The sequence below is a fragment of the Leptolyngbya cf. ectocarpi LEGE 11479 genome, from assembly GCF_015207065.1.
In the GTDB taxonomy this organism is placed as follows: domain Bacteria; phylum Cyanobacteriota; class Cyanobacteriia; order Phormidesmidales; family Phormidesmidaceae; genus Leptothoe; species Leptothoe ectocarpi.
Genome location: NZ_JADEXP010000063.1, coordinates 1 through 22871 on the forward strand (window position 1 = coordinate 1; position 22871 = coordinate 22871).

The 22871-nt window shown below is 48.0% G+C and carries 19 protein-coding genes; 15 read left to right on the forward strand and 4 right to left on the reverse strand.

The features are described 5' to 3' along the window. The first annotated feature begins 239 nt into the window (after positions 1-239). Positions 240-1319: a universal stress protein gene (locus IQ260_RS09400; RefSeq protein WP_193992848.1), complete on the forward strand. Its 1080-nt coding sequence runs from the start codon at positions 240-242 to the stop codon at positions 1317-1319. A 50-nt stretch (positions 1320-1369) separates the two neighbouring features. Here IQ260_RS09400 and IQ260_RS09405 read toward each other — a convergent pair whose 3' ends face one another. Beyond that, entirely contained in the window at positions 1370-2947 is a 1578-nt protein-coding gene (locus tag IQ260_RS09405) for a bifunctional aminoglycoside phosphotransferase/ATP-binding protein (protein ID WP_193992849.1), read from the reverse strand. 141 nt (positions 2948-3088) lie between these two features. Here IQ260_RS09405 and IQ260_RS09410 point away from each other — a divergent pair, with 141 nt between their 5' ends. From IQ260_RS09410 to IQ260_RS09470, 13 genes are all read left to right on the forward strand, one after another. Beyond that, entirely contained in the window at positions 3089-4912 is a 1824-nt protein-coding gene (locus tag IQ260_RS09410; RefSeq protein WP_193992850.1) for a response regulator, read from the forward strand. A gap of 72 nt (positions 4913-4984) precedes the next feature. Then, positions 4985-8899, forward strand: coding sequence for a PAS domain S-box protein (locus IQ260_RS09415; RefSeq protein ID WP_193992851.1), 3915 nt, complete (start codon positions 4985-4987; stop codon positions 8897-8899). A 122-nt stretch (positions 8900-9021) separates the two neighbouring features. Continuing rightward, complete coding sequence (locus tag IQ260_RS09420) at positions 9022-9402, forward strand: response regulator (protein ID WP_193992852.1); 381 nt, start codon at positions 9022-9024, stop codon at positions 9400-9402. A 313-nt stretch (positions 9403-9715) separates the two neighbouring features. After that, the gene (locus tag IQ260_RS09425; protein ID WP_193992853.1) at positions 9716-9883 is read left to right on the forward strand and encodes a hypothetical protein; all 168 of its coding nucleotides are present in this window, start codon (positions 9716-9718) and stop codon (positions 9881-9883) included. Beyond that, positions 9880-11250, forward strand: coding sequence for a F0F1 ATP synthase subunit beta (atpD, locus tag IQ260_RS09430; RefSeq protein ID WP_193992854.1), 1371 nt, complete (start codon positions 9880-9882; stop codon positions 11248-11250). Before IQ260_RS09425 ends, atpD begins: the two co-directional genes overlap by 4 nt. Before the next feature lie 10 nt (positions 11251-11260). Next, positions 11261-11644 carry a F0F1 ATP synthase subunit epsilon gene (locus tag IQ260_RS09435; protein WP_193992855.1) on the forward strand — a complete coding sequence of 128 codons (384 nt, stop codon included), beginning with the start codon at positions 11261-11263 and terminating at the stop codon, positions 11642-11644. 13 nt (positions 11645-11657) lie between these two features. After that, complete coding sequence (locus tag IQ260_RS09440) at positions 11658-11957, forward strand: AtpZ/AtpI family protein (protein WP_193992856.1); 300 nt, start codon at positions 11658-11660, stop codon at positions 11955-11957. Positions 11958-12014: 57 nt separating this feature from the next. Beyond that, entirely contained in the window at positions 12015-12410 is a 396-nt protein-coding gene (locus tag IQ260_RS09445) for an ATP synthase subunit I (protein ID WP_322744925.1), read from the forward strand. Beyond that, complete coding sequence (locus IQ260_RS09450) at positions 12407-13129, forward strand: F0F1 ATP synthase subunit A (RefSeq protein WP_193992858.1); 723 nt, start codon at positions 12407-12409, stop codon at positions 13127-13129. Before IQ260_RS09445 ends, IQ260_RS09450 begins: the two co-directional genes overlap by 4 nt. Beyond that, on the forward strand, positions 13122-13400 hold the full coding sequence (locus IQ260_RS09455) for a F0F1 ATP synthase subunit C (RefSeq protein ID WP_006512841.1): 279 nt from the start codon (positions 13122-13124) through the stop codon (positions 13398-13400). The genes IQ260_RS09450 and IQ260_RS09455 overlap by 8 nt, the downstream gene beginning before the upstream one ends. 3 nt (positions 13401-13403) lie before the next feature. Continuing rightward, the gene (locus tag IQ260_RS09460) at positions 13404-14174 is read left to right on the forward strand and encodes a F0F1 ATP synthase subunit B family protein (RefSeq protein WP_193992859.1); all 771 of its coding nucleotides are present in this window, start codon (positions 13404-13406) and stop codon (positions 14172-14174) included. Positions 14175-14178: 4 nt separating this feature from the next. Then, the gene (locus IQ260_RS09465) at positions 14179-15711 is read left to right on the forward strand and encodes an alternate F1F0 ATPase, F1 subunit alpha (RefSeq protein WP_193992860.1); all 1533 of its coding nucleotides are present in this window, start codon (positions 14179-14181) and stop codon (positions 15709-15711) included. Beyond that, positions 15711-16607, forward strand: coding sequence for a F0F1 ATP synthase subunit gamma (locus tag IQ260_RS09470; RefSeq protein WP_193992861.1), 897 nt, complete (start codon positions 15711-15713; stop codon positions 16605-16607). The genes IQ260_RS09465 and IQ260_RS09470 overlap by 1 nt, the downstream gene beginning before the upstream one ends. A gap of 155 nt (positions 16608-16762) precedes the next feature. Here IQ260_RS09470 and IQ260_RS09475 read toward each other — a convergent pair whose 3' ends face one another. From IQ260_RS09475 to IQ260_RS09485, 3 genes are all read right to left on the reverse strand, one after another. Then, positions 16763-17362: a LabA-like NYN domain-containing protein gene (locus IQ260_RS09475; protein WP_193992862.1), complete on the reverse strand. Its 600-nt coding sequence runs from the start codon at positions 17360-17362 to the stop codon at positions 16763-16765. A 641-nt stretch (positions 17363-18003) separates the two neighbouring features. Further along, a complete protein-coding gene (locus IQ260_RS09480) occupies positions 18004-19386 on the reverse strand; it encodes an IS4 family transposase (protein WP_193992863.1) in 1383 nt (460 codons plus the stop codon). Between the two features lie 523 nt (positions 19387-19909). Further along, the gene (locus IQ260_RS09485; RefSeq protein ID WP_193992864.1) at positions 19910-22174 is read right to left on the reverse strand and encodes a substrate-binding domain-containing protein kinase family protein; all 2265 of its coding nucleotides are present in this window, start codon (positions 22172-22174) and stop codon (positions 19910-19912) included. 268 nt (positions 22175-22442) lie between these two features. On the opposite strand from IQ260_RS09485, the gene IQ260_RS09490 reads away from it, so the two are divergent. Next, on the forward strand, positions 22443-22871 hold a 429-nt coding region (locus tag IQ260_RS09490; RefSeq protein WP_193992865.1), incomplete at its 3' end, for a hypothetical protein.

Here is a 22871-nt window from a genome sequence, read left to right on the forward strand (position 1 = left end):
CCCACTTTTCGTAGTAGACCCGGTATGATGCATGTCATGGCTATTCAGGTGGGTTTGTCTGTTAACAAAACCTTAGTGCCTGAATAGCTTTTCTGGCTATTTCTCTCGCTTTTCTGTCCGGACTATTGGAGTATTAGAAGAGTTGAAATATCAGATTCTTTCATTCCCTGTGAGATTCGTCGATATCCTTAGAACAGATTTTTGACTCTGCTTAGATGTGGGAAACCCAGGAGAAAATAATGATTCGTAAAATCGTAGTTGGTCTTGATAAATCTGATTTGAGTCTAAAAGCACTCCAAAAAGCAATCATGCTTGCTCAAGGCTATAGGGCTGAACTCAAGTTGGTTTTTGCTCTGTCTGGTCATGAATCAGATGCACCACCAGTTGGCTCCTATTTTAACGGCTATCCCTATCCAGGGATGAATACTACGATGCTGGAATCTTATCAAGCAGCTTGGAATAAATTTGTTGATAACTCTCAAGCTTGGCTAGAGCAGCAGGTGTCTGAGACGAAGGAGAAACCTGCTGCTGCCTCTGGAACTTTACTGCATGGTAATCCAGGAGGAAAGCTATGTGAGTTTGCTGTAACCTGGGATGCAGATTTAATTATTGTTGGAAGTCGGGGGCTTTCTGGGATAAGTGAACTGCTGATGGGAAGTGTCAGTAATCATGTGATGCACCATGCCCCTTGTTCTGTATTGATTGTTCATCCGGATGAACAATCTGAGATGTCTATTGAACCAAGTAGTTTAAGCGTTAAGACTCAGATGCCAGGAATACTGCAACGTATCTTGGTGCCTGTGGATAGGTCTGGTATGGCAGAACAGACGGTAACAGCTGCTCTTGATTTGGCACAGCTTCACAAGGCGGAAATTAGGCTGGTTCATGTGATTGATGGGGACGAGCATGATATGCCGCAAAAGCTCATCTTTAGCGATAGCCAATATATGCTTCAGTACAATGAGCGTTTATTGGAAGAGTATCGATATGACTGGAATAAGTTTATTGATGGCTGGTGGCGACGCCTGCAAATGCAGGTGCAAGAATTAGAGGACGAAGGAGTTGATGCAATCTGTGATGTGATGCAAGGGCGCACAGGTCCACGTCTTTGTGAGGTAGCCAAAGATTGGAAAGCCGATCTGATTGTGATGGGTTCTCGTGGATTATCAGGTTTGAAAGAGCTGTTAGTGGGTAGTGTGAGCTACTATGTCAGCCATCGAGCCCCCTGTTCTGTGCTGATTACACGACCAAAAAGTCCTATCCAAGAGACACCTGATGTTGTGCAAGAGTCTCAAGGAGTGACGCTGGTAAATTCTTAGAAGACTGCCAAAATTATTCCTCAGGGATTAGCAGCTAGGACATACGAGATTTAGATACAGGAGGTAACTTGGACAGCTGGAGCAAACTGAGTTGCGATCGCATGAATTTCCTCTTCCATATTGGTGGTCGTATCGAGGTAGGTTGCCAGGGAACTCTCCTCATTCGTTAGCGCTTCTGCTGTGGTCTGTTGTTTAATCAGTAACTCAGCAGTGGCATCGGCAATGTCACCCGTCCGTTCTTGCAGCCGCTGGCGGAGAACGGTGAGAGGGGCTTTGCACACCAGAATAGAAACTGGAATATTGTCAGCTTTTGCCTGATTCAAGACTACTTGTCGGGTGCCAATGCGGTCGTATTTTGCATCGAGAATGACGGTGTATCCCAGTTTCGCTAGTCGGATACCCAAATTGCTTAAGCGAGCATAGGTAATTTGGGTCATGGCTGGAGTGTAGAGGCTAGCGTCTCCTCGCTGTTGTAAAGGAATGCCGCCAAGATGCTTGCGAACGGCATCAGAGCGAATGTGAATTGCACTGATAAGACAGGCTAGTTTTTTCGCTACGGTGCTTTTACCTGAGCCTGACAGACCAGACATTAAAATTAATCGCCCTGTCTGTACCTTGGTATATCGCCACGCAAGGGTGTAGTAGGCTTGAGCCTGGGTCTGGATGTGCTGAATTCGATCAGGGGCAATAGTCGAGTCGTCTAGGAGAAACGAGGTAACCTTAGCTCTAACGTAGGCTTGACGGCTGAGGTATAGCGGTAAAACTTCTAAACCTTCCCAGTCTCCTGCAGCCTCTAAATAGGTATTGAGAAATGCGTTGCCTAAGTCACTACGTCCTCGTGCGTCGCAGTCCATCACTGTAAAGGCCACGTCGTACATGGTGTCTACATATCGAAATGCTTCGTTAAACTCGATGCAGTCAAATAGAAAGATACGGTTTTGCCATAGACAAATATTTCTCAGATGCAGATCGCCGTGGCATTCACGAATTTTATGGTGTCGGATGCGGTCTTGAAACCGATTTTGCCATTCCATAAAGGCACGGTCTGTGTAGGCTTGGGTCTCCTGTAGCTGCGGTTTAGTTTGTCCGCGACCGATGTAGGCAAGACTTTGGGCATAGTTTTCATCGAAGGCCAGGCGAATCTGTTCGACAGTACCAAAGGACTGAATGTGCTCATTGACCGCAGCTCGATTGTGAAATTCTGCTACTTGATGAGCCAGGGACCGCATGAGTTCCGAGGTCAGCTGTCCCTGGCTTAACAAGTCGGAAAATAGAGAACCCGCTGGAAACTGGTTCATTTTTACCGCATATTCGACCGCTTCCCCCTGGGCTAATAGGCTAAAAATGGCTCCTTCTTTGTAAATAGGAACGGCGTCTAAATAAATTTCTGGGGCAGTGCGTTGATTTAGACGCAGCTCTTCGTCTACATAGTGTTTGCGAGCTGTCAAGGTAGAATAGTCAAGAAACCCATAGTTAACTGGCTTTTTAACTTTATAGGCATAGTCGCCCGTTAGTAGGACGTAGGCAGTATGGGTTTGTACTAGTTCAATCGTGTTTTGGGTCCAGTGGGGATAAAAACTGGGCCGTAGCATTTGCTGAATTAGGGATGGGAGAGATTGAATAGCCATCGTATGCCAGCTTATTGATGACAGAGACTTAGCATGCTAACGACTCAATGTGAGTATTTGATGGGGATATATCAATACATCGGCGCGACCTGGCTTAAAATTGATGCGTCAGCCGGCTATGAATGGTATTGAGTTTGAGCTATGCGCTTATTGCTGATTGATGATGACGAGGTCTTGATGGAGATGTTAGCAGGGCGTCTGATCAAGCAGCGCTATGCCGTGGACATTGCTAGCAATGGTGAGATTGCTCAGGAGTTTCTAGATCTTTTTAACTATGATTTGATTGTTCTAGACATGTTATTGCCTGATATAGATGGGATCACCCTTTGTAAGACATGTCGGCAAAAAAATATCAGCTGCCCTATTTTGATGTTGACGGCTAAGGATGACAGCAAAGATAAGGTGAGGGCTTTAGATGCCGGGGCCGATGACTATGTTGTCAAACCGTTTGACTTTGAGGAACTATGCGCACGCATTCGGGCGCTGCTGCGGCGAGACGGCCAGGACGCGACGTCGACGCTCAAGTGGGGAGCGCTATCGATTGCACCAGAGACCTTTGAGGTGTTTTATGGTGACCATCAGCTGCATGTGACGCCCAAGGAATATGCGCTACTAGAGCTGTTTGTGCGTCATCCTAATCGAGTCTTTAGTTTGGATGCCATTATTGACAATCTGTGGGCGTTTGAAGACCCACCCAGTGGGGATGCCGTGAGGACCCACATTAAGGGAGTGCGGCAAAAACTAAAGGCCGGTGGAGCCCCTAAAAACTTTATTGAAACGGTGTATGGGTTGGGATATCGCTTAAAGGCATTGGAGTCTACGGTTCCGGCTGAGAAGAAGCCGGGGCCAGACTCTGAATTGCCTACCCAAGCCGATATGGAGGCTGCGATCGCAAAAGCTTGGGAAGTCCATCAAGACACGATGCAAGAACGTCTGACTGTATTGGCGGCGGCTGTGGCCGCGCTGGATGGCGGTCAGTTGAGCCCGGAGCTACAACATGCAGGACGCTCCCAAGCCCATAAACTAGCGGGTTCTTTAGGATGCTTTGGGTTTGCAGAAGGCTCGCGATTGGCCCGTGAGCTAGAGCAGCTGCTGCAGCTTGATGTCCCGCTCGATAACGAGCAGGTATTTCAGATGACCAGTTTGGTCGAAGGGCTGAAGCAGAACCTCGCAAAGGGTGGCAGTCAGCAGGCCGTTTCCACCGCCATGGCCAGTACACCTCAGATTCTGCTGCTTGGGGCGCGAGCAGAGTTTAGTCAGGCTTTAATGAGCGTCGGTACAGCATCTGGATTACGCATTGTGGCTGTTTCTGACCTGACCCAGGCGGAATCAAAAATTCAGGCAAACTCCTTAGATGGCATCGTAATCTGGCTACCAGAGAAAGGGGCGACGAGCGCCATGGACCTGTTGGAACGCTTCGGCAGACAGGTGGCAGAAAAGCCGCTGCTGGTGATTTCTGATGCAGTGGATTTTCGCCAGCGGCTGATCTGGGTACAGCAGGGAGCAGATCGGATTTTGCCTAGGTCTACATCGCCGCAACAAGTTATCCAAGATCTAAAACAGCTGCTGCAAGATGAGCCCACAGCGACCAAAGTGATGATTGTGGATGATGATATTCAGGTATTGGACTTTTTGAAAACAATTTTGTCGCCTTGGGGATTTCAGCTAACCACCCTCAGCGATCCAACCCAGCTACTCAAAACCCTAGAGACAGTACAGCCCCATTTGCTTGTTTTAGATGTGGAGATGCCAGAGGTAAATGGATTAGACCTGTGCCAGGTATTACGGGCAGACGATCGGTGGCAACAGCTGCCTATTTTATTTTTGACGGTGCATGAGGATATCCCCACTAAACAGGATGCCTTTAAGGTGGGAGCTGATGATTTTATTAGTAAATCAGTGATGGTGACCGATCTGCCAATGAAAATTAAAAGTCGCCTGCAGCATAGGCAGGCAAGAGAGTAATCTGACGATGCAGTGGGCTCAGGGGGGTGGGGTGGCTAATGATTAATCAGTATTTGAGTGCAAAACTTTAGAATGTCAGGTATTCAGCGTAGCTCTCTGCAAATTCTGAATCTTGATCAGGTTCTCAATACGTCGCCCTTGAAAGTGGCTGCTAATACCTCGGTGACATCGGTGGTAGAGCTGATGAGCCAATCGATTGGCCATCGGTGTTCTTTAGATAGCCTGGCTGAGTCGGCGGCCACGATGGTCTATGGGAACTATGTCCTGGTGATGTCTGACCAACAGCTCATAGGCATTTTTACCGAGCGTGATTTAGTCAGGCTAGTGGCAGAGGATATTGATCTCAGTCTGGTAAAAATTTCGGCGGTAATGACCCAGCCGGTCAAGACATTGGCTTACTCCGAGGCCAGCCGTATATTTGCCGTTTTGGCTGCGCTCAAACAGCATCGAATCCGTCAACTACCCATCGTCGACGAGGTGGGCAATTTATTAGGAGTCGTTAGCCAAACGTCTATTCGTCAAGCCTTAAAGCCGTTTAACTTACTCAAGCTCAGATATGTTGGCGATGTGATGTCTCGGTCGGTGATTACCGCTAGAGGCTATGAGCCATTATTTAGTTTAGTGCAGCGCATGGCTGAGCATCGGGTCAGCTGTATTGTGATTACTGAGCCAAATCAGCAAGATGCTCCACAAGAAATCCCTTTAGGCATTGTAACTGAGCGAGATATATTGCAATTTCGAGCTTTGGGACTGCCCTTACGCCAAACGATAGCCCAGGGAGTGATGAGTACTCCCTTATCTTTATCGAGAGAAAAAGATTCTCTTTGGATGGCGCATCAGCAGATGCAGCGGTATCATACCCATCGTCTAGTGGTGACCGATGCCAATGGAGATCTAGCAGGTATTGTCAGCCAAACTGATTTACTGCAGCCTCTAGACCCCATAGAGATGCTAGAGGAAATTGAGCAGATTCAACATGCAAATGATCAAAAAACAACCTTACTCAGTCAAACTAACCTGCAGCTGCAGACTGAAATTGAGCAGCGGCAGCGTCTAGAAATGGAGCTGAAGGTTGCTAACCGGCTATTGGAAGAATCGTTGGGTCGTCAGACCGCTCGCCTTGTACAAACTGACACTGTTCTTCAGCAAGAGATTCAAAATCGATATCAGCTTCAGGTTAGGCTCGGACGACTGTTTGAGCTGACACCGAATCTACTGTGTATTGCTGGGTTAGATGGTTACTTTCAGCAAATTAACCCTAGATTTTTTGAGTTATTGGGCTACGACGAGACAGAGCTGATATCAACGCCGTTTATAAACTTTGTACATCCAGATGATCGAGACGCTACTCAAGCCGAAGTTGAGCGGTTGGTGGCAGGCGAACGCTCTATTGCCTTTGAGAATCGCTACCGCTGCAAAGATGGTAACTATCGCTGGCTAGAGTGGAATGCCATAGTTGATGCTGAAACCCAGCTAATCTACGCAGCTGCTCGCGATGTCTCCGATCGTAAGCAGACGGTACAGGCGTTGAAACATGAACGCGATTTTACAGCAGCCGTTTTAAACACGGTTGGTGCCTTGATCATTGTGCTGGATAAAAGTGGAAAAATTGTTCGCTTTAATCGGTCTTGTGAACAGGTATCAGGGTATGACGCTAGTGAAGTCATTGGACAAGAAGTCTGGACTATTTTGACGACTCCTGAAGAACAAGATGAGATACGGAGTATTTTCCAGGATCTAAAGTTAGACTATGCGGCGAATCAGTATGAAAATGAATGGATTTGTAAGGATGGTAGTCGGCGACTGATTCGCTGGTCTAACACTGCTTTGAGCAATGCTGTCGGGGCTGTGGACTATCTGATTGGTACAGGTATCGATATTACGGAGCAGCGACGGACTGAAGAGGCGTTAGCCCGTCAATATCAGCAAAGACATCTTTTCGGAGAGATTACGCGCAAAATTCTTGCTTCGTTGGAAATCGATGAAATTTTGCGAACAGTGACTGCGGGTGCCCAGCAGCTCTTGAACTGCGATCGCGTTTTGATTGTCAAATGTGTCTCTCCAACGACGGGCATCGTCATCCAAGAATCTTCCCTACCCAATGCAACCTCCTTTCTAAATCAGGTAGTTCCCACTCTAAATTTGAATATAGATAGTCTGGATGATATAGACACAGCACAGCTATGCCATCCTCCTCCGTCTTCTTCTGACTGTTCTTGTCACCCTAGCCAGTTTCTAGGCCAGCTGTTTGGCACCCATGCTTCTATCGAATCGATCATCTATGTTGACAATAAGATTTGGGGCATTATTGCGGCTGTAGAAGCTGAGCAGTCTGCCTTAGAGAAACCCTTTGAAATCAATCTTATGCAACAGTTGGCTGAGCAGATGGGTGTGGCACTTTCCCAGGCACAGTTATTAGAAGAGTTAGAAATACGAGTTGAGCAACGGACTAATCAACTGGTGGTGGCAAACCAACATCTAGAAAGGGAAATCCAGGAACGTATTCATACAGAAACAGCATTAAGAGATAGTCAACAGCAGTTGGCAGGAATTCTAGATACGGCTGACGATGCGATTATCTCTATCGATAAACAGCAAAGGATTATTCTTTACAATCAGGGGGCGAGACAAATTTTTGGCTATACCCCTGACGAAGTGTTAGGGCAGCCTCTAGATATGCTGATGCCTGCTGCATTTCACCAAAGCCATCGGCGGTATGTAGATAATTTTGAGCATTCGTCGGATACATCTCGTCAGATGGCAGAGCGCAGCCGAGATGTGTCAGGGCAGCGTAAGACGGGGGAAATCTTTCCTGCCGAGGCATCTATTTCTCGACTGTCCACTGAAACAGAGACTATATTTACGGTAATCCTTAAGGATATTACTGAGCGTAGGCAGGCAGAGATGGCCCTAAGACGCAGTGAAGAGCAGCTGCGTTTAATTACCGACGCGCTGCCTGTATTAATTTGCTATGTGGATGGAGAACAGCGCTATCGCTTTACTAACCAAACCTATGAAGCCTGGTTTCAGTGTTCTGTTGAGCAATTGCTGGGACATCGGATACAAGATGTAACGGGAAAGGTGGACTATCAACAGATGCAACCCTATATTGAAGCAGCCCTAGAGGGAGAACGGGTGACATGCGAGGTGGTAATGACGCCCCCTGACGGTCGACAGCGGGATGTGGTGGTTACCTACATTCCTGACATAGGAGACGATCATACGATTAAAGGTGTGTTTGGTTTGATTAGTGATATTAGCGATCGCAAGTTAACAGAACGCCTTAAGGATGAGTTTGTATCAGTTGCTGGGCACGAATTACGTACACCGCTAACCTCCATCCATGGTTCGCTAAAACTCATATCCACCAGTAAGCTAGGACAGCTGAGTGCTAAAGGACAAGAGATTGTAGACATTGCTCTCAAAAATACGGAACGATTAACCCGTTTAATCAACGACGTATTAGACCTAGAACGAATTGAATCTGGGAGAATTTCCATGGATATGGAAAGCTGTAATTTGGCAGAGCTGGTGGAGCAAGCAACCCAAGCGATGCAGGCTATGGCAGATGAACAGGGGGTACAACTATTAACAGCTGTTCTAGATACCCCAATTTGGGCCGATGCCGATCACATTATTCAACTACTGACGAACCTCCTGAGTAATGCAATCAAGTTTTCTCCCGCAGGCTCTGCGGTACGACTGAGTATTGTCGATAGTGACATCCAGACGAAAATAGCAGTAAAAGATGAGGGACGTGGGATCCCATCTGATAAATTAGACATCATTTTCGAGCGATTTCAGCAAGTAGATGCCTCTGACTCACGTAGACGAGGGGGTACAGGTCTGGGGTTGACTATCTGTCAGAAAATTGTTCAACAGCATGGTGGTAAAATTTGGGCTGAAAGTGTATTTGGTAAAGGTAGTACCTTTTATGTGACGCTGCCTAAGAGAAATGAACTATACACCGCCATTGAGTCAATCTAGATATCAAATTTCATTTCGACTTGTCTGCCTCAGTCGTTAAGCTTACCTGAATAACGCAAATGGCGTATTTATGTACAGTTGCTTTAGGCTAGAATTCTGATTATTCATACCAAGAATGTTCCGTGGCTAATAAATGCATTCTCGTTATCGATGACGAAGTCGATATTCATACGGTCGCCCAAATAGGCCTGACATTAGAGACTGGTTGGAAAGTGTTAACGGCTTCATCAGGTGCTGAAGGGGTTGAGATTGCACTCAAGCAACAGCCGGATGCTATTTTGCTGGATGCCATGATGCCTCAACAGGGTGGGATAGAAACTCTAGAAATTTTACGTGCGTCTCCCAATACAAGAGATATTCCTGTGATTTTTTTTACAGCTAAAGTACAAGCAGCTCACCGCCGCGAATTTTATCGTTTGGGAGCCAAAGGGATAATTAGTAAACCATTTGATCCCACTACCTTAGCAAGTCAGATATCAGGGTTTTTAGGTTGGAAGGAATGATCCGGTTAGCTTTATTTATTCGCCTTCCTCACAAGTTCACCATAATTGCTTACTAAGCTGCAAGATAGCCTCATTGCTAGCGTGGTTATTTGGTTAGTGTGAGTTGTTATGTTCTATACAAATGTCTCATTTTCCTCATAGTATCCCCAAACTTTCTTCGTACATTAAAAGCGTTCGATACGGAGCAGCTAGGGAGGATTCAAATTTAGAACCATGGCAGTCTTTCATGGCGACAAGGTTGATTTTTTAGAAGATTGTTGGGAATTACAGTATTTCTCTAAAGAAAAGCAGAGCTAAATAAAGGAGCTTCACCATGAGTGCAGTACAAAGAAGACTTAATGCTATTGGTCAGTCCATCAAACAATCCACAGGTTGGGTGCTAGCTGCGGCTAAGCGAATCTTTTCTCCCAGTGATGATGACTATCCTAAGACAGGGGTACAACCCTTTGAAGGAGATATCCCGGATGCTAGTCAGCAATGAGTTCTAGAGTGTCCGAAGTTGGGTCGGGAAGAGTGATTGCTGTGCGAGGCAGTGTAGTCGATCTGTATTTCTCGGATGCTTTACCTGCCTTACATACTCAGGTGACTATCGGCGGGAGCAGCACTGTTGAAGTGGTTAACTATCTAGACGCCCACACTGTTCGAGGGATTGCTCTTGTCCCCACTGACGGAATTGCTCGGGGCATGCCCGTTGAAGAGACGTATTTGCCAATACAAGTCCCCGTTGGTGATAGCTTGTTGGGACGAGTTTTCAACGTATTCGGAGAGCCGATTGACGGCAAAGGAGAGGTATTGGGACCTCGTCGTTCTATTTATAAACAGCCACTGCCGTTAAATGATCGGATTACTCAGACCGAGATCCTGACCACGGGAATCAAAGCAATTGATGTACTAGCTCCGTTAGAACGCGGCGGTAAGGCAGGTCTGTTTGGTGGAGCTGGGGTGGGTAAAACGGTTTTGATTACCGAGTTAATTAATAATGTTGCCAAGCAATATCGGGGAGTAAGCATTTTTTGTGGTGTGGGCGAGCGCTCTCGTGAAGGGGAAGAGCTTTATCGCGAAATGAAGACAGCGGGAGTTTTGGATAAAACTGTCATGGTCTTTGGGCAAATGAATGAACCACCGGGGGCACGATTTCGAGTGGGACATACGGCGTTGACCATGGCTGAGTATTTTCGAGATGAGGCTCACCAGGATGTGTTGCTCTTGATCGATAATGTATTTCGATTTATTCAGGCGGGTTCCGAGGTATCGGGACTGATGGGGCAGCTGCCGTCACGGGTGGGTTATCAGCCGACGCTGGCAACGGAAGTCGCAGCGCTAGAGGAGCGGATCTGTAGTTCTGATACGGGGTCAATTACGTCGGTGCAGGCAGTGTATGTGCCAGCTGACGATCTCAGCGATCCTGCGGTTGTTCACATATTTTCCCATCTGTCAGCCTCGATTGTGTTGTCTCGTCGCCGGTCTAGCGAAGGGCTCTATCCAGCCATTGATCCATTGCAGTCTGGTTCAAAAATTTTGATGCCGTCCGTGGTGGGAAAACGTCACTATGAGATTGCTCAGGCGGTTCGTCAGACCTTGGCAAATTATGAAGGTTTAAAGGATATTATCGCGATGCTAGGCATCGAAGAACTGGCTCAGGCTGAGCGGCAAACGGTTTACCGAGCACGACGGCTGGAGCGATTTTTGACTCAGCCGTTTTTTACAACAGAGCAATTTACAGGCATTCAAGGGCAGCAGGTGTCCTTGGAAGATGCGTTGGATGGATGCGATCGCATCCTCAATGATCAATTTGCTGACATTCCTGAAAAAGACCTGTACATGATTGGCTGCGCTCCAAACATTTAGTAAGGTTCCTATGCATCTCAAAGTTCTTCTCCCCAACAAGGTTTTAATAGATCAATTTGTGACAAAAATTGTTGCTGAGGCTGTCAATGGAAATTTTTGTCTATTACCGCGTCATATTGATATGTTAACGGCCTTGGTGCCTGGGATTCTGACGTTTCAAGCGAATGGAGCTGAAACATTCTTAGCTGTTGAGGGTGGCATTTTAATCAAATGTGGACCAGAGGTACTCGTGTCTACCCGCAATGCGTTTTGTGGCGACAGTTTAGAGGTCTTGAAACAGGAGGTGGCGCAGCAGTTCTATACCATTGATGAGCAGGAGCGTCAGGCCCGTACAGCCATTGCTCGTATGGAAGCGAGTCTGGCCCGTCAGTTTACGGCGTTATCTGTGGAGTAGCAGGAAGGATCTTATGTCTCCGCCCCGTTCGCCCAAAAACCATCATTCTTTTCTAAAAGATATTGGCGAAAAAGCTCGTCGTAAGCTCAAGGCTCGTCGGAGTCGTAAGTCGGTATGGTTTGCGTTAGGAATGTTTGGCATGGTGGGGTGGGCCGTGACGTTGCCCACCCTCATGGGTCTGGCCCTGGGAATTTGGATCGACCGTCGTGACCCAGGACAGTATTCTTGGACCCTGATGCTGTTGGTCTTAGGGCTGGGACTGGGCTGTTGGAATGCCTGGTACTGGGTGACAAAGGAGAGTCACCATGACTGAGACAGGGCTATTAGCCCTGTTGGTGGGGCTTGTCGTTGCTCGCACGATCATGCCCCTGTGTTTGCGACCTTTGATTTCTCGTTGGAAAACGCGGAGAAAATTGCTGGTATGACTATTTCTCTAATTATGAAGGGGCTGGGTCTCTTATTGGCGGGACTCAGCTTAGGAATTATTTATTTTGGCGGCCTTTGGTTTACCCTGCGTCGCCTCCATTGCTGGCAAAAACCATACTTGTGGCTGGCGGTGAGCTGGTTTGGACGTTTAGCTGTCTTGTTGGGAGGTGGGGCTTGGTTACTCAACCAGGCGGTTGCTCCACCGTTACTGGTGATTTTGTTGGTGAGTATAGGCGTTTGGATGGGCCGCACATTGTTGATTGCTCGTTTGCTCAGCGTTGTAGAGCGCTCTGGGGCAGTTGCTCGCCCCGGCGTTGGCCTTAAGGAGCTGTCTCTATGAACCTGACTCCTGATCAAATCCCGATTCATTTTGGACCCGTTGTTCTAAATGCCACCTTGGTATTTACCTGGTTTGTTATGGGCCTGCTGGTTCTAGGATCTTGGTGGATTACTCGTAAACTGTCGGCGTCAACGCAGATTTCACCGGGTCAAAATCTGCTAGAGGTGCTAGTGCTCGGTTTAAATAATCAAATTCGTGATGTCAGCGACCAGCCGCCGCAGCCCTATTTGCCCTTTGTGGGCACGCTGTTTATATTTATTGCGACGTCCAATTTACTCAGCATTTTACCGGGATACCAGCCTCCGACCGGTTCGTTGTCAACAACAGCCGCGTTAGCGCTCTGTGTGTTTGTGGCCATACCACTGTTTGGGATTCGTCAGCGTGGCTGGCGTGCTTATCTCAAACAATATCTAGAACCCACGCCCATGATGTTGCCATTTAATCTGATTGGCGATGTCTCACGAATTATTTCATTAGCCGTACGGTTGTTTGGCAATGTGATGAGTGGCACCATGATCGTGGCTATTTTACTGTCCGTTGCCCCCCTGTTTTTTCCCGTGGTAATGCAGATGTTTGGCCTGCTGACGGGGCTGATTCAGGCCTATATTTTCGCAGTATTGGCTATGGTGTTTATTGCAGCTGCGACAGAAGTTCAGGCCCCTGACAATGAGACGATATCCCCAGATGCTGATTCTTTAGGAGAGATTTCTCATGGATAATATTGCCCTGATTGGTATGGCGTCTATTGTGATCGCTGGGCTCACCATTGCGATTGGGTCCATTGCCCCCGCCCTAGGAGAAGGCCGAGCCTTAGCCCAGGCTCTCAATGCCTTAGCCCAACAACCTGACGAAGCGAATACCATTACCCGTACCCTATTTGTGGGCATGGCTCTGGTAGAATCCACGGCGATTTATTGTTTTGTGATTACCCTGATCTTGATTTTTGCTAATCCGTTTTGGGTCTATGTGACAACTCAAGTGGGGGGCTAGGCTATGCTAATTGACAATTTCACGGTGCTGGCGCAAATCGTGAACTTTTTGATTTTAGTGGTGTTGCTAAAACGCTTTCTCTACGGGCCGATTACCCGTGCTATGGAGGCGCGTAAACAGACGATTGCGCATCAGCTGGAACAGGCCGAGCAGCGAGAAGCGATAGCCCAAGCAGAAGCCCAGCGGCTGCAGCAAATGCAGCAGGACTTTGCGGCCCACCGTGAGCAGCGCCTGGTAGAACTGCGATCGCAGCTAGAAGACGAACGCCTGACGCGACTAGAGCAGGCTAAAGATGAAGTAAACGCGGCCAGAGATCGCTGGTACCATGGCATCGCCCAAGAAAAAGCAGCGGTGTTACGCTCGTTTCAGCAGCAGGCCAACTACCAACTCACCCAAACCCTACGTCAGGTGTTAACGGAGCTGGCGGATGCGTCCTTAGAGCAACAAATCACCCATCAATTTCTCACCCGGTTGGCTCAGCTGCCAGAGCAGGAACGAACCCGTCTACAGAGCGCTTTGAACGATGGCACGCCAGTGCAGCTAAGCAGCAGTTTTCCCCTATCGGCAGCCACTCAACAAGAGATTACAGAAGCACTGCGAGGTATCGGGTCCTTCTCAAACTTCGATTATGAATTAAATCCTGTCCTGATCTGTGGCTTAGAACTAAATGTGCCGGGTTATTGTCTCGCCTGGAACCTGGCTAAGTATATAGAGACCCTAGAGCAAAATCTAGCTCACGTTTTAGACCAACACATTGAGCAGCAGGCAGGATAGAGCTATGGAAGAGTCGAGGACGTCAGCTCCATTAATGAATGTGTTTACGCTGGCATCCTTTGCCCAGGCCAGGGAACAGACTAGCCTAGAGCTGAGCTGTCAGGAAGTGGGCACGGTGACCTTTTTGGGAAACAGCATTGCTCGGGTGGCGGGGCTGCCGAATGTGCGATCGCAAGAACAAGTCAGATTTGCCGATGGCTCCATGGGTCTGGCCTTTAACCTCGATGCCGATGAAGTGGGTGTAGTACTACTGAATAACTACACCACCATCAAGGCGGGCAGTCAGGTACAGCGAACTGGGCGAGTGCTGGATACGCCTGTCGGAGAAGGTTTGCTCGGCAGAGTCGTAACTGCCCTAGGCAAACCCTTGGATCAAGGGGGGCCGCTACCCGTGCTAGAGCGTCGACCGATTGAACGACCCGCTCCCACTATTATGGAGCGTTCTCCGGTGAGCGTGCCTCTACAGACAGGCATCAAAGTGGTGGATGCGCTGGTGCCCATTGGGCGTGGACAGCGACAGCTAATTTTAGGCGATCGCCAAACGGGCAAAACGTCTATTGCCTTGGACACGATGCTCAACCAAAAACATCAGGACGTGATCTGCATTTACTGCGCCATTGGCCAGCGCAGTGATGCCGTTGCCCAGTTAATTGCCACCCTGCATCATCAAGGGGCCATGGGCTATTGCCTTGTTGTGGTCGCCAGTGGTGAAGACACCCCTGCTCTGCAATACATTACCCCCTACGCCGCCACCGCCATGGCGGAATACTTTATGGAACAGGGGCGTGATGTGCTGATTGTGTATGACGATCTGATCCACCATGCGCGAGCGTATCGGGAGCTATCTCTGTTGCTGCGTCGCCCGCCGGGACGAGAAGCATTTCCCGGCGATATTTTTTATCTCCACTCTCGCTTACTGGAGCGGGCCACCTGTCTACGGCCAGATCTGGGGGGAGGCTCTCTAACGGCTTTACCCATTGTAGAAACCGAGGCCGGTAATCTGTCGGCCTATATTCCGACAAATCTGGTGTCGATTACGGACGGGCAAATTTACCTCACCCCCACGCTGTTTCAACAAGGTTTGCTGCCCGCTGTCGATGTGGGACGCTCGGTTTCTCGCGTGGGGGGTAAGGCTCAGCTCTCTGCCTATCGATCTGTGGCCGGAGATTTGCGCCTTATGTACTCCCAGTTCCAAGAGCTGGAATCCTTTGCCCGGTTTGGTACCCGCTTAGATGAATCGACACAGCAAACCCTCGCTCGCGGTCGTCGCATTAGGGCCGTTCTTCAACAAGATCAGTATCATCCACTAACGGTCAGTCAGCAGATCATCCTGCTGCTAACGGCGAATGCAGGACTATTAGATCATGTGTCGATTGCGGATATTCCCCAGGCCGAGGCGCTACTTTGTGGTGCGGTAGAACCACAGCTACCCGATGTGTGTCAGCGGATTTTGCTGGGCAAAAAGCTGACAGATGATGACTGTGAGCTGCTATTACAGATAGCCACACAGCTTTTGGGTCCAATGGAAGAAAAATAATGACAACGCTAGAATCTCTCCAGCGAAAAATTAAAACGGCAGATGATTTGCAATCTGTTGTCAAAACGATGAAATCTTTAGCAGCCGTCAGTATTCATCAGTATGAGAATGCTGTAGTTTCTTTGGCCGACCATAGCCAGGTTCTAGCCATGGCACTGCAGGTGTTAATGATCAACCTCCCAGAGGCATTGAGTACTCAAAAACCAACCGCACCGAAACGTTTAGGTATTGTAATTTTTGGCAGTGACCAGGGTATGTGTGGGTGCTTTAATTCGCAGCTGGTTGAGTTTGTTGACCGTCGTCTAGAGCGGCTGCATCGATTTCGGACTGAGAATAAGGTGTCTGCTCCCACAGTCTTAGCCGTTGGTTCCCGTGTTGTCGATAGTCTAATAACCGCTGGGTATCCGGTAGACCAGTGTCTGTCTGTATCCTCCTCCCTTGGAGGAATTACCCCCTTGGTGCAGCAGATTGTACTGCAGCTAGAGAGCTGGCGACAAAACTCTCAGGTAGACCATATTTGGGTATTCCATAATCGACCTACCGGGGGCACGACATCGTCCCCGACGTTGTTACAATTGTTTCCCATAAGCTATCTCTACTTGAAGCAGTTAGAGCAGCAGCCTTGGCCTTCCCGTTGTCGGCCACAGGTGAAGATGGACTATGAGCGTCTATTCTCAGCTATTTTTCAGCAGCACTTTTTTATTGGTCTATATCGGGCCTGTGCTGAATCGTTGGCCAGTGAAAACGCTAGTCGTCTAGCAGCCATGCAAGTGGCTGAAAAGAATATAGATGAGCGTTTGCAAGCCCTTAAGGTAACCTATCAGCAACAGCGACAAGATGCCATCACAGAAGAGATATTAGATATTGTCGCCGGGTTTGAGGCTATTGATTTCTAGCACCCTAACCAAGGCATTACCTGGGGCGGAACATCTAGAGTTTTTGCAAGACTCTGCGGCTATTTACTATGAGCGCGAGGGACATCAGGGGCAGTGTATGGCGATGATAAAACCCGTGGAAAACAAAAAGAAAAAGAGAAGTTATGGCATTAAATCTATGACAATTTAGATGTCAATGGCCGGTAAACATAGCGGTCTTCGCTTGTTTTAGTCTCTCTTTTAGGAATAGCCTTCTGAATGTCTGTCTGGATAGTGGCGATATCGAGATAGGTGTCAGCGACATTGATGAGATTATCGCTGGTCATAGTTCTCAGCCCAACTATTTCAACTCGTACACCCTGTTTGCTCACGGCATCAACCGCGTAGGCCAAATTACCATTACCGCTAACCAAAACAGCTGTATCGTAATGGGGGGCAAGGGTTAGCATATCCACAGCCATTTCCACGTCCAGGTTGATTTTCTTAGACCCGTCGGGCATAGGAACTAATTCTTTGGCGACGACTCGATAGCCATTGCGCCGCATCCATAACAGAAACCCCTGCTGTTTTTCGTTGCCGCTGTCTGCGCCTGTGTAGAAAAATGCTCTCAAGAGCGGTGAATCCATGGTTAGTGTGGACAACAATTGGGTGTAGTCCAGCTCAATATCGAGCTGTAAAGCGGCATAGAATAGATGGGAGCCATCGATAAAGATGGCGGTGCGACCACGAGCACTTTGGGGTAGCAGTCTGGATAAATTTTTATGAGGGATCGACATGGTTAGGTTCTAACAAATTTAGTACACCAGGAAAATAAGTGGGTGAGCCTAATCGTTTATAGGATAGAAGATCAGGTGTTTGGCTTCGTCGGATAGGCCCCCAAACCCCCAATACTGGGGGCTTAGATCAAAGCTTTATGGTTTGAGGGTTTGATCTGTGTAGAGCTCAACTGCTTTAAGTTCGGTTTTACCGTTACATTCAATTTTGATGTAGACGATTTTTTGTAACGGGCTACCACTTTCGTTGTACTTCATGGGTTGCTTCCTGGGGGTGGGAACATCAGCCATCTGTAAGCAGTGGTGTGGACAGTTGGCTATACCTTAAAGACTAAAAGCTAAAAATGAAAAAGTTCTGAAATCATCTAAGACCAGCGAAGGGCATCGATGCAAAACCCTACGGTTTTGAATTCTGCGAATGGTTTGGCCTATATCGCTTGCTATTTATATTCTGAAACTCTTGATTCCCAGAGGAATAGTTGCATCGCTGGACAACTATTCAACTTTAAATTAACGTTTGAGTTCAGCGGTGACCAGAGTCTTAGCCATACTACATAAGCCTAAAAATTCGCCGCTACAACGCTTTATTAGCTGTTAGATTAGAATTCAAAGAAATGAAGTTGTAGCTTTTTATACCAGCCCTTTCAAGGTGATTTTTTAGGCTCTCTATTTTGAGCAAGTAAACGAGCTGTAGAGACATGCGGCTTATTTTTGGGAGGTTTTGGTTTGGAGACTTTTTTCTTTTTACCCCTAGGATGTGAGCGAAATTTAGAGAGGTCCATGTGCTCGGCTAATTGCTGAAGCAGCTCTACGGTCTGAGCCTCATCAAGGTAAGCCAGCGGTTGCCACTGAGCCGGGGGAATGGCAATCATCATGCCATCGTAGACGCGTCTGATTTCATCGGCTAGATAATAGTTAGAAATCCCGGCTTCAATTTTGCCAGTCCCATGAACGCTTCTCATGGCGGCCTTGATCACCGCGAGTACGTTGTAGCAAATGAGGGCCATACAGAAGCCAAATAAGGCGGCTCTCGGATAGGCCAAGGTATCAATTTCGCCTCGGAAACATTGGTCAAGAATTTGAAAGAGTCGCTCAATCCGCCAGCGCCGTTGATAGAGTCCAGCAATCTGGATAGCGGATGCATCCGTCTGAGGCAGGTTGGAGAGAATGGCCAGTTCAGTCTCCCCAGCTCGGATTGGCTGGGTTAAGCGAACCACAATGCGACGTAGGCTTAGCTGGATCGTCTCGTTGATGACCACCTGGACTGTCTGTTCGAAAACGCTGCCCGTGTCACTGTCGCCTTGGGCCTCCAGCTCACTCAAAGGGCTCCAAGGTAAATTGCCATGCTGCCGAATAACAAAGCAGGCGGCACGACTGTGGAGGCCTCCGAGAAACCCTAAGGTACAAAAATTGCGGTCGGCAATCCACAAATCACCCCGGACCACCGTGGCTAATACCCGTCCTAACAGGGCACGTTCTTGAGCGTGGCCATCTTCACAGGCAAATACCTCAATCGCCAACTGCAACCTCGGGTCCAAAATCACCAACGCATGTCCCGGTAATGGGGCACTTCCTTGAGAGCGCAGGACGTCTAAGCGCCGGTCTGTCGATGCCAAATGATTGCCATCGATAATTTTGATGCGATACCCAGGCACCAGAGGGTCTAAAGCTCCTCCTAGCCGCTCAATCAGGGCTTGGGCCTTCCGCACACCATGACGGACAAGGGCCTCAATGATCTGAGGTTCAAGCCCATTGAGTTTGTTATACACCGATTGAACGGAAACACCAATCCCTTTGGCGTTGGCTTGATACGCCGCATTGATCGACGGGGAAATCCCGCACACTACCAAGCTCATTAGCGTGACCACGGTGGAAAATAGTAATGTCCGTTCATACTGGTCTTGAGCTTCTTGCGCAAAGAGCTCATCGATCTCTTCTGATGGTAAACTCTGCTCCAAAATCACTCTGAGCATCACACTCAGGGGACTCTCGGCAATGAAACGCTCAAAAACTTCGCCCAAAATCATCGCTACAACGACTCTAGTTACTATCAACCATCTGAGGAATCATTGAACGCCAAAATGGCATTTAGCGCCTCTTTTTTAAGGCTTTTATTAGCTGCTTTCGGGAATGTAGCGTCCAGTTTTAGAGCGCTAGCCAGCTTAAAGGATTATAAATAAAGGGATATCGCAAATATTAAACACAGTTAAAATGACCTTTAGAGGGCTGGTATTTAGTCGTGATGTAACTTGGCTATAGATTAGGATTAGGCATTGAAAAATAAGGCTTACAGCCTAATGACTATTGCTTAAAAACTGGGTTTTACAAAGCGATGAAGTCTTGGTAAAGCAAATAGACCCAAAGGCTATTTCTAAATCCAGCTAATATCCACTGTTACCCCAGCGTGTTACAAATATTAAACAATAGGTGTTTTTGCCTTTTTTATAGGTGTTTAACCTGCTGGGGAAGCGAATAATAAGAAAGTGATGACTCTCTCCTAGTGTTTCTCTTTCCTAGTTTCTTGATGGGTTAATCTACTTTCTGCAAGGATCAAAACTTAGCGGGTTGAGCGTCATCAGCGACACTGGGATAGGCGGATACCATGCCTCGCGACGTCAGGTACGTTTGGCTTTCTTGGGTCAGTAACAACTCGGCCAGCTTTTTACCAACGGGAGAACGGCTGTTGTCAAAGGGATAAATGACTGCCAGCGGATAAGCTAGGGCGTAGGAGCCGCTGCGTAGAGCCTGGGCATTGGGCTGATAGCTGCCTTTGCGATCGCACAAATCCTCCTCCACACCGACTGCTTTGCCATGACTCAATACCAGTGGTGCAATGGCCTGCCGTTTTTCTGTTAGCGCCAGCGGGTACACAGAACACTGACCAAATACCTGACTCAGGGGAGCAATACCAATACTGCCAACGGTTGTATTTTCAAAATCTCGCAAAATCTGGCGTAGCATCGTCAGGATTGTCAGGGCCTCTGGTTCTTCTATGTTAATCTCTGGATTAATCGGAGAGTTCACAAATGATGGCTGATCGGATATTTCAGACCCGTTTGTTGAGTTAAGCACCCGTTGAGCAACTATAGTTTGCACAGTCGGATCATTTACCCAGTAGCGCTGAACCGTTAAATCAGAGGAACTGATCTGCTGCCAGTTGTCGATCTCACCAGTATACAGCTGTGCTAAATCTGCCAGGGTGATTTCGCCATCTAACGCATCGGGCAATCCCTTGGCCCGGTCTGGATAGTTAAAGGCGACCACGGGCACCAGGCTGTCGTAGGCAATGACGGTACCGGTAATGTCGGCGGGCAGGGGCGTGGTTAAAGGAATAATAGCGAAGTCGGTTTGGCCGGCTTGGATAGATGCGATCGCAGACTCCACCGAACTAGTGACATGGGGCACCAAAGCCAGGTCTGAATGGAGGCTTTGTAGCTGATCAAATACTGTGGGCAACGTCCCAGGGGGGGCCGCCCTAAACAACGGATACCAATAGGCTGATGTCGGTACAGCATAGCTGTAGCTACCCATGGGAACAGCATCGATCTCCTCAAGACAGCAAACAGGGTGGAGAGAGGTTGCATAGCTTGGCCTCAGGGACCTGAGCAGTAGCCAGCCCATACCCCCCAGCGCTGCCAGAACAGCAGGCGCTATCAGTATGGGAAGCAACCGTTGGCACCAGGTTTGTTTAACGGGTAAATGGTCTGCCTGGCGGTGTTCCCACTGGCTCAATGCTTTCTCTGGAGGCATCGCCAACAACTCTGTTCGGGCCGCCTCTGCACTGGCAAACGGTGGGTCAATTCCAAGTAACTGCAGGATAAACAGTTTGAGGGGAATATAGGTATCGGGCCAGTCACTATTGAGGTGGGGCTTTAAGGATTGTCCCTGATCGTTGAGGGTGGCTCCATTGAGCAGAAAAAAGGCCACCTGACCCAGAGCGGCTAAATCGTCTTGATAGTTGGGCTGGCCTCTGTTCGCCAGGGCTGGGTTAAACAGTCTCTCCCACAGGTCAAAATCGGTAAGATAGACAAATCCCTCTAAAGTTTTTTTCGAGGTTTTTTCTGAGGAACCAGCGACCCACAGCAGACTGTCTAAACTGAGATTACCGTGAATAATGCCCTCCTGTATCTGTCCTGCTGGCAAAGAGAACTTTTGCTGGTGTAAGCAGATCAGAGTTTGCAATACCTGATTGAGAATCGACAGCACTGCATTACTATCAAAGGGGCCGTGTCTGGCACAGTAGTGATTTAGCGTCGGGTTGCTGTCCACGGCTGATGTGACTAGATAGCAGCGCTCACCCGATGAATCAGCAATCGCCTCTAATGGCAGAACAATTCTGGCATCCTGTACGCGCCCATCGGCTAAGGTCAGCCCTGCAAGATTAGCAAATGATTCCTGGTATTGTCGTTGCTCCTCTGGGCTAAAGTATTTTTCAGGCAGTAAGTACTCTTGAATAACAACAGATTCTTCAGAGCTGAGGCGAACTCCTTCATATAGCCTGCCAATGCCACGTCGTCCCAGGCTACGGCCAATTTGATATTTTCCCTGTTTACCAAGAAGCAGTCCTCCTGCCGGTAAGATAGCGGGAAAATAACATTGTTTACAGCTCGTCTGTTCCTCTGCAGCAGGTTCCTGACAGCTGAGTGGATTGCCCTGCAAGCAACGATATTGATGATAGTGAGGAATCGGTGATTGGATAAGATCTGGAACTATCTCTGGTTCAGTTATGGTCTCTAATTCTGGTAAAACCTTTGGCTTAATTTCCTTTAGGGTCGATGTTAACCAGCTCACATTTACCAGAGACTGGTACCGCATCAACCGAGTTGAATACGGCAGCCTTAATAGGTAATACTGGAGAAGTCTCTTTGATATCCATTCTGTAATCACAGCTATCCTCAGCAAACCAACCAAGTTTATTTGTTTATTAGCGTACCCAATTAGGATGGTGAGATCTCGGCTTGAAACAGAGGGGGTAAAGTACATTCTAGAGCCGCTAAAACCGAAACATAGAAACCTCTAAATTCAACAGGACTTGTTGGGCACTATAAGTGCAATTGATAAAGAGCTATGTTAGGAGGCTACGATGGGCGATCGCGATCGCATTAACAAAAAAACTGCTCAGACGGCCAAAACAAAAAGTACTTACAGCCAGATTCAGGCCTCCTCACGAGTCAAAAATGTTAACAATAGTACCGATCACTCAACAATTGGTACATCAACCAATTTCCATTTTGGCGACATAAGCGTAATCCAACCCAAGCGGAGCGTTAAACAAGCTTACAAGAAGCACGGACAAGAAACTGTTCGTCCAGTCACTAGCACGACACAAATATTGCATACTGATGCGAGTAAGGTAGAAAATCCGCTCAATGCTCAACTAGCTCAGCTCAACCATCCAATTCAAACAAAAGCATTATCAGCAAAGAATGATGCGTTTCTTAAGCAGGGGGTATATAGCGTAGGCTCCAATAGAGAACAGAGAGCGAATGCATCAACCTATGGAGTGCAGAAA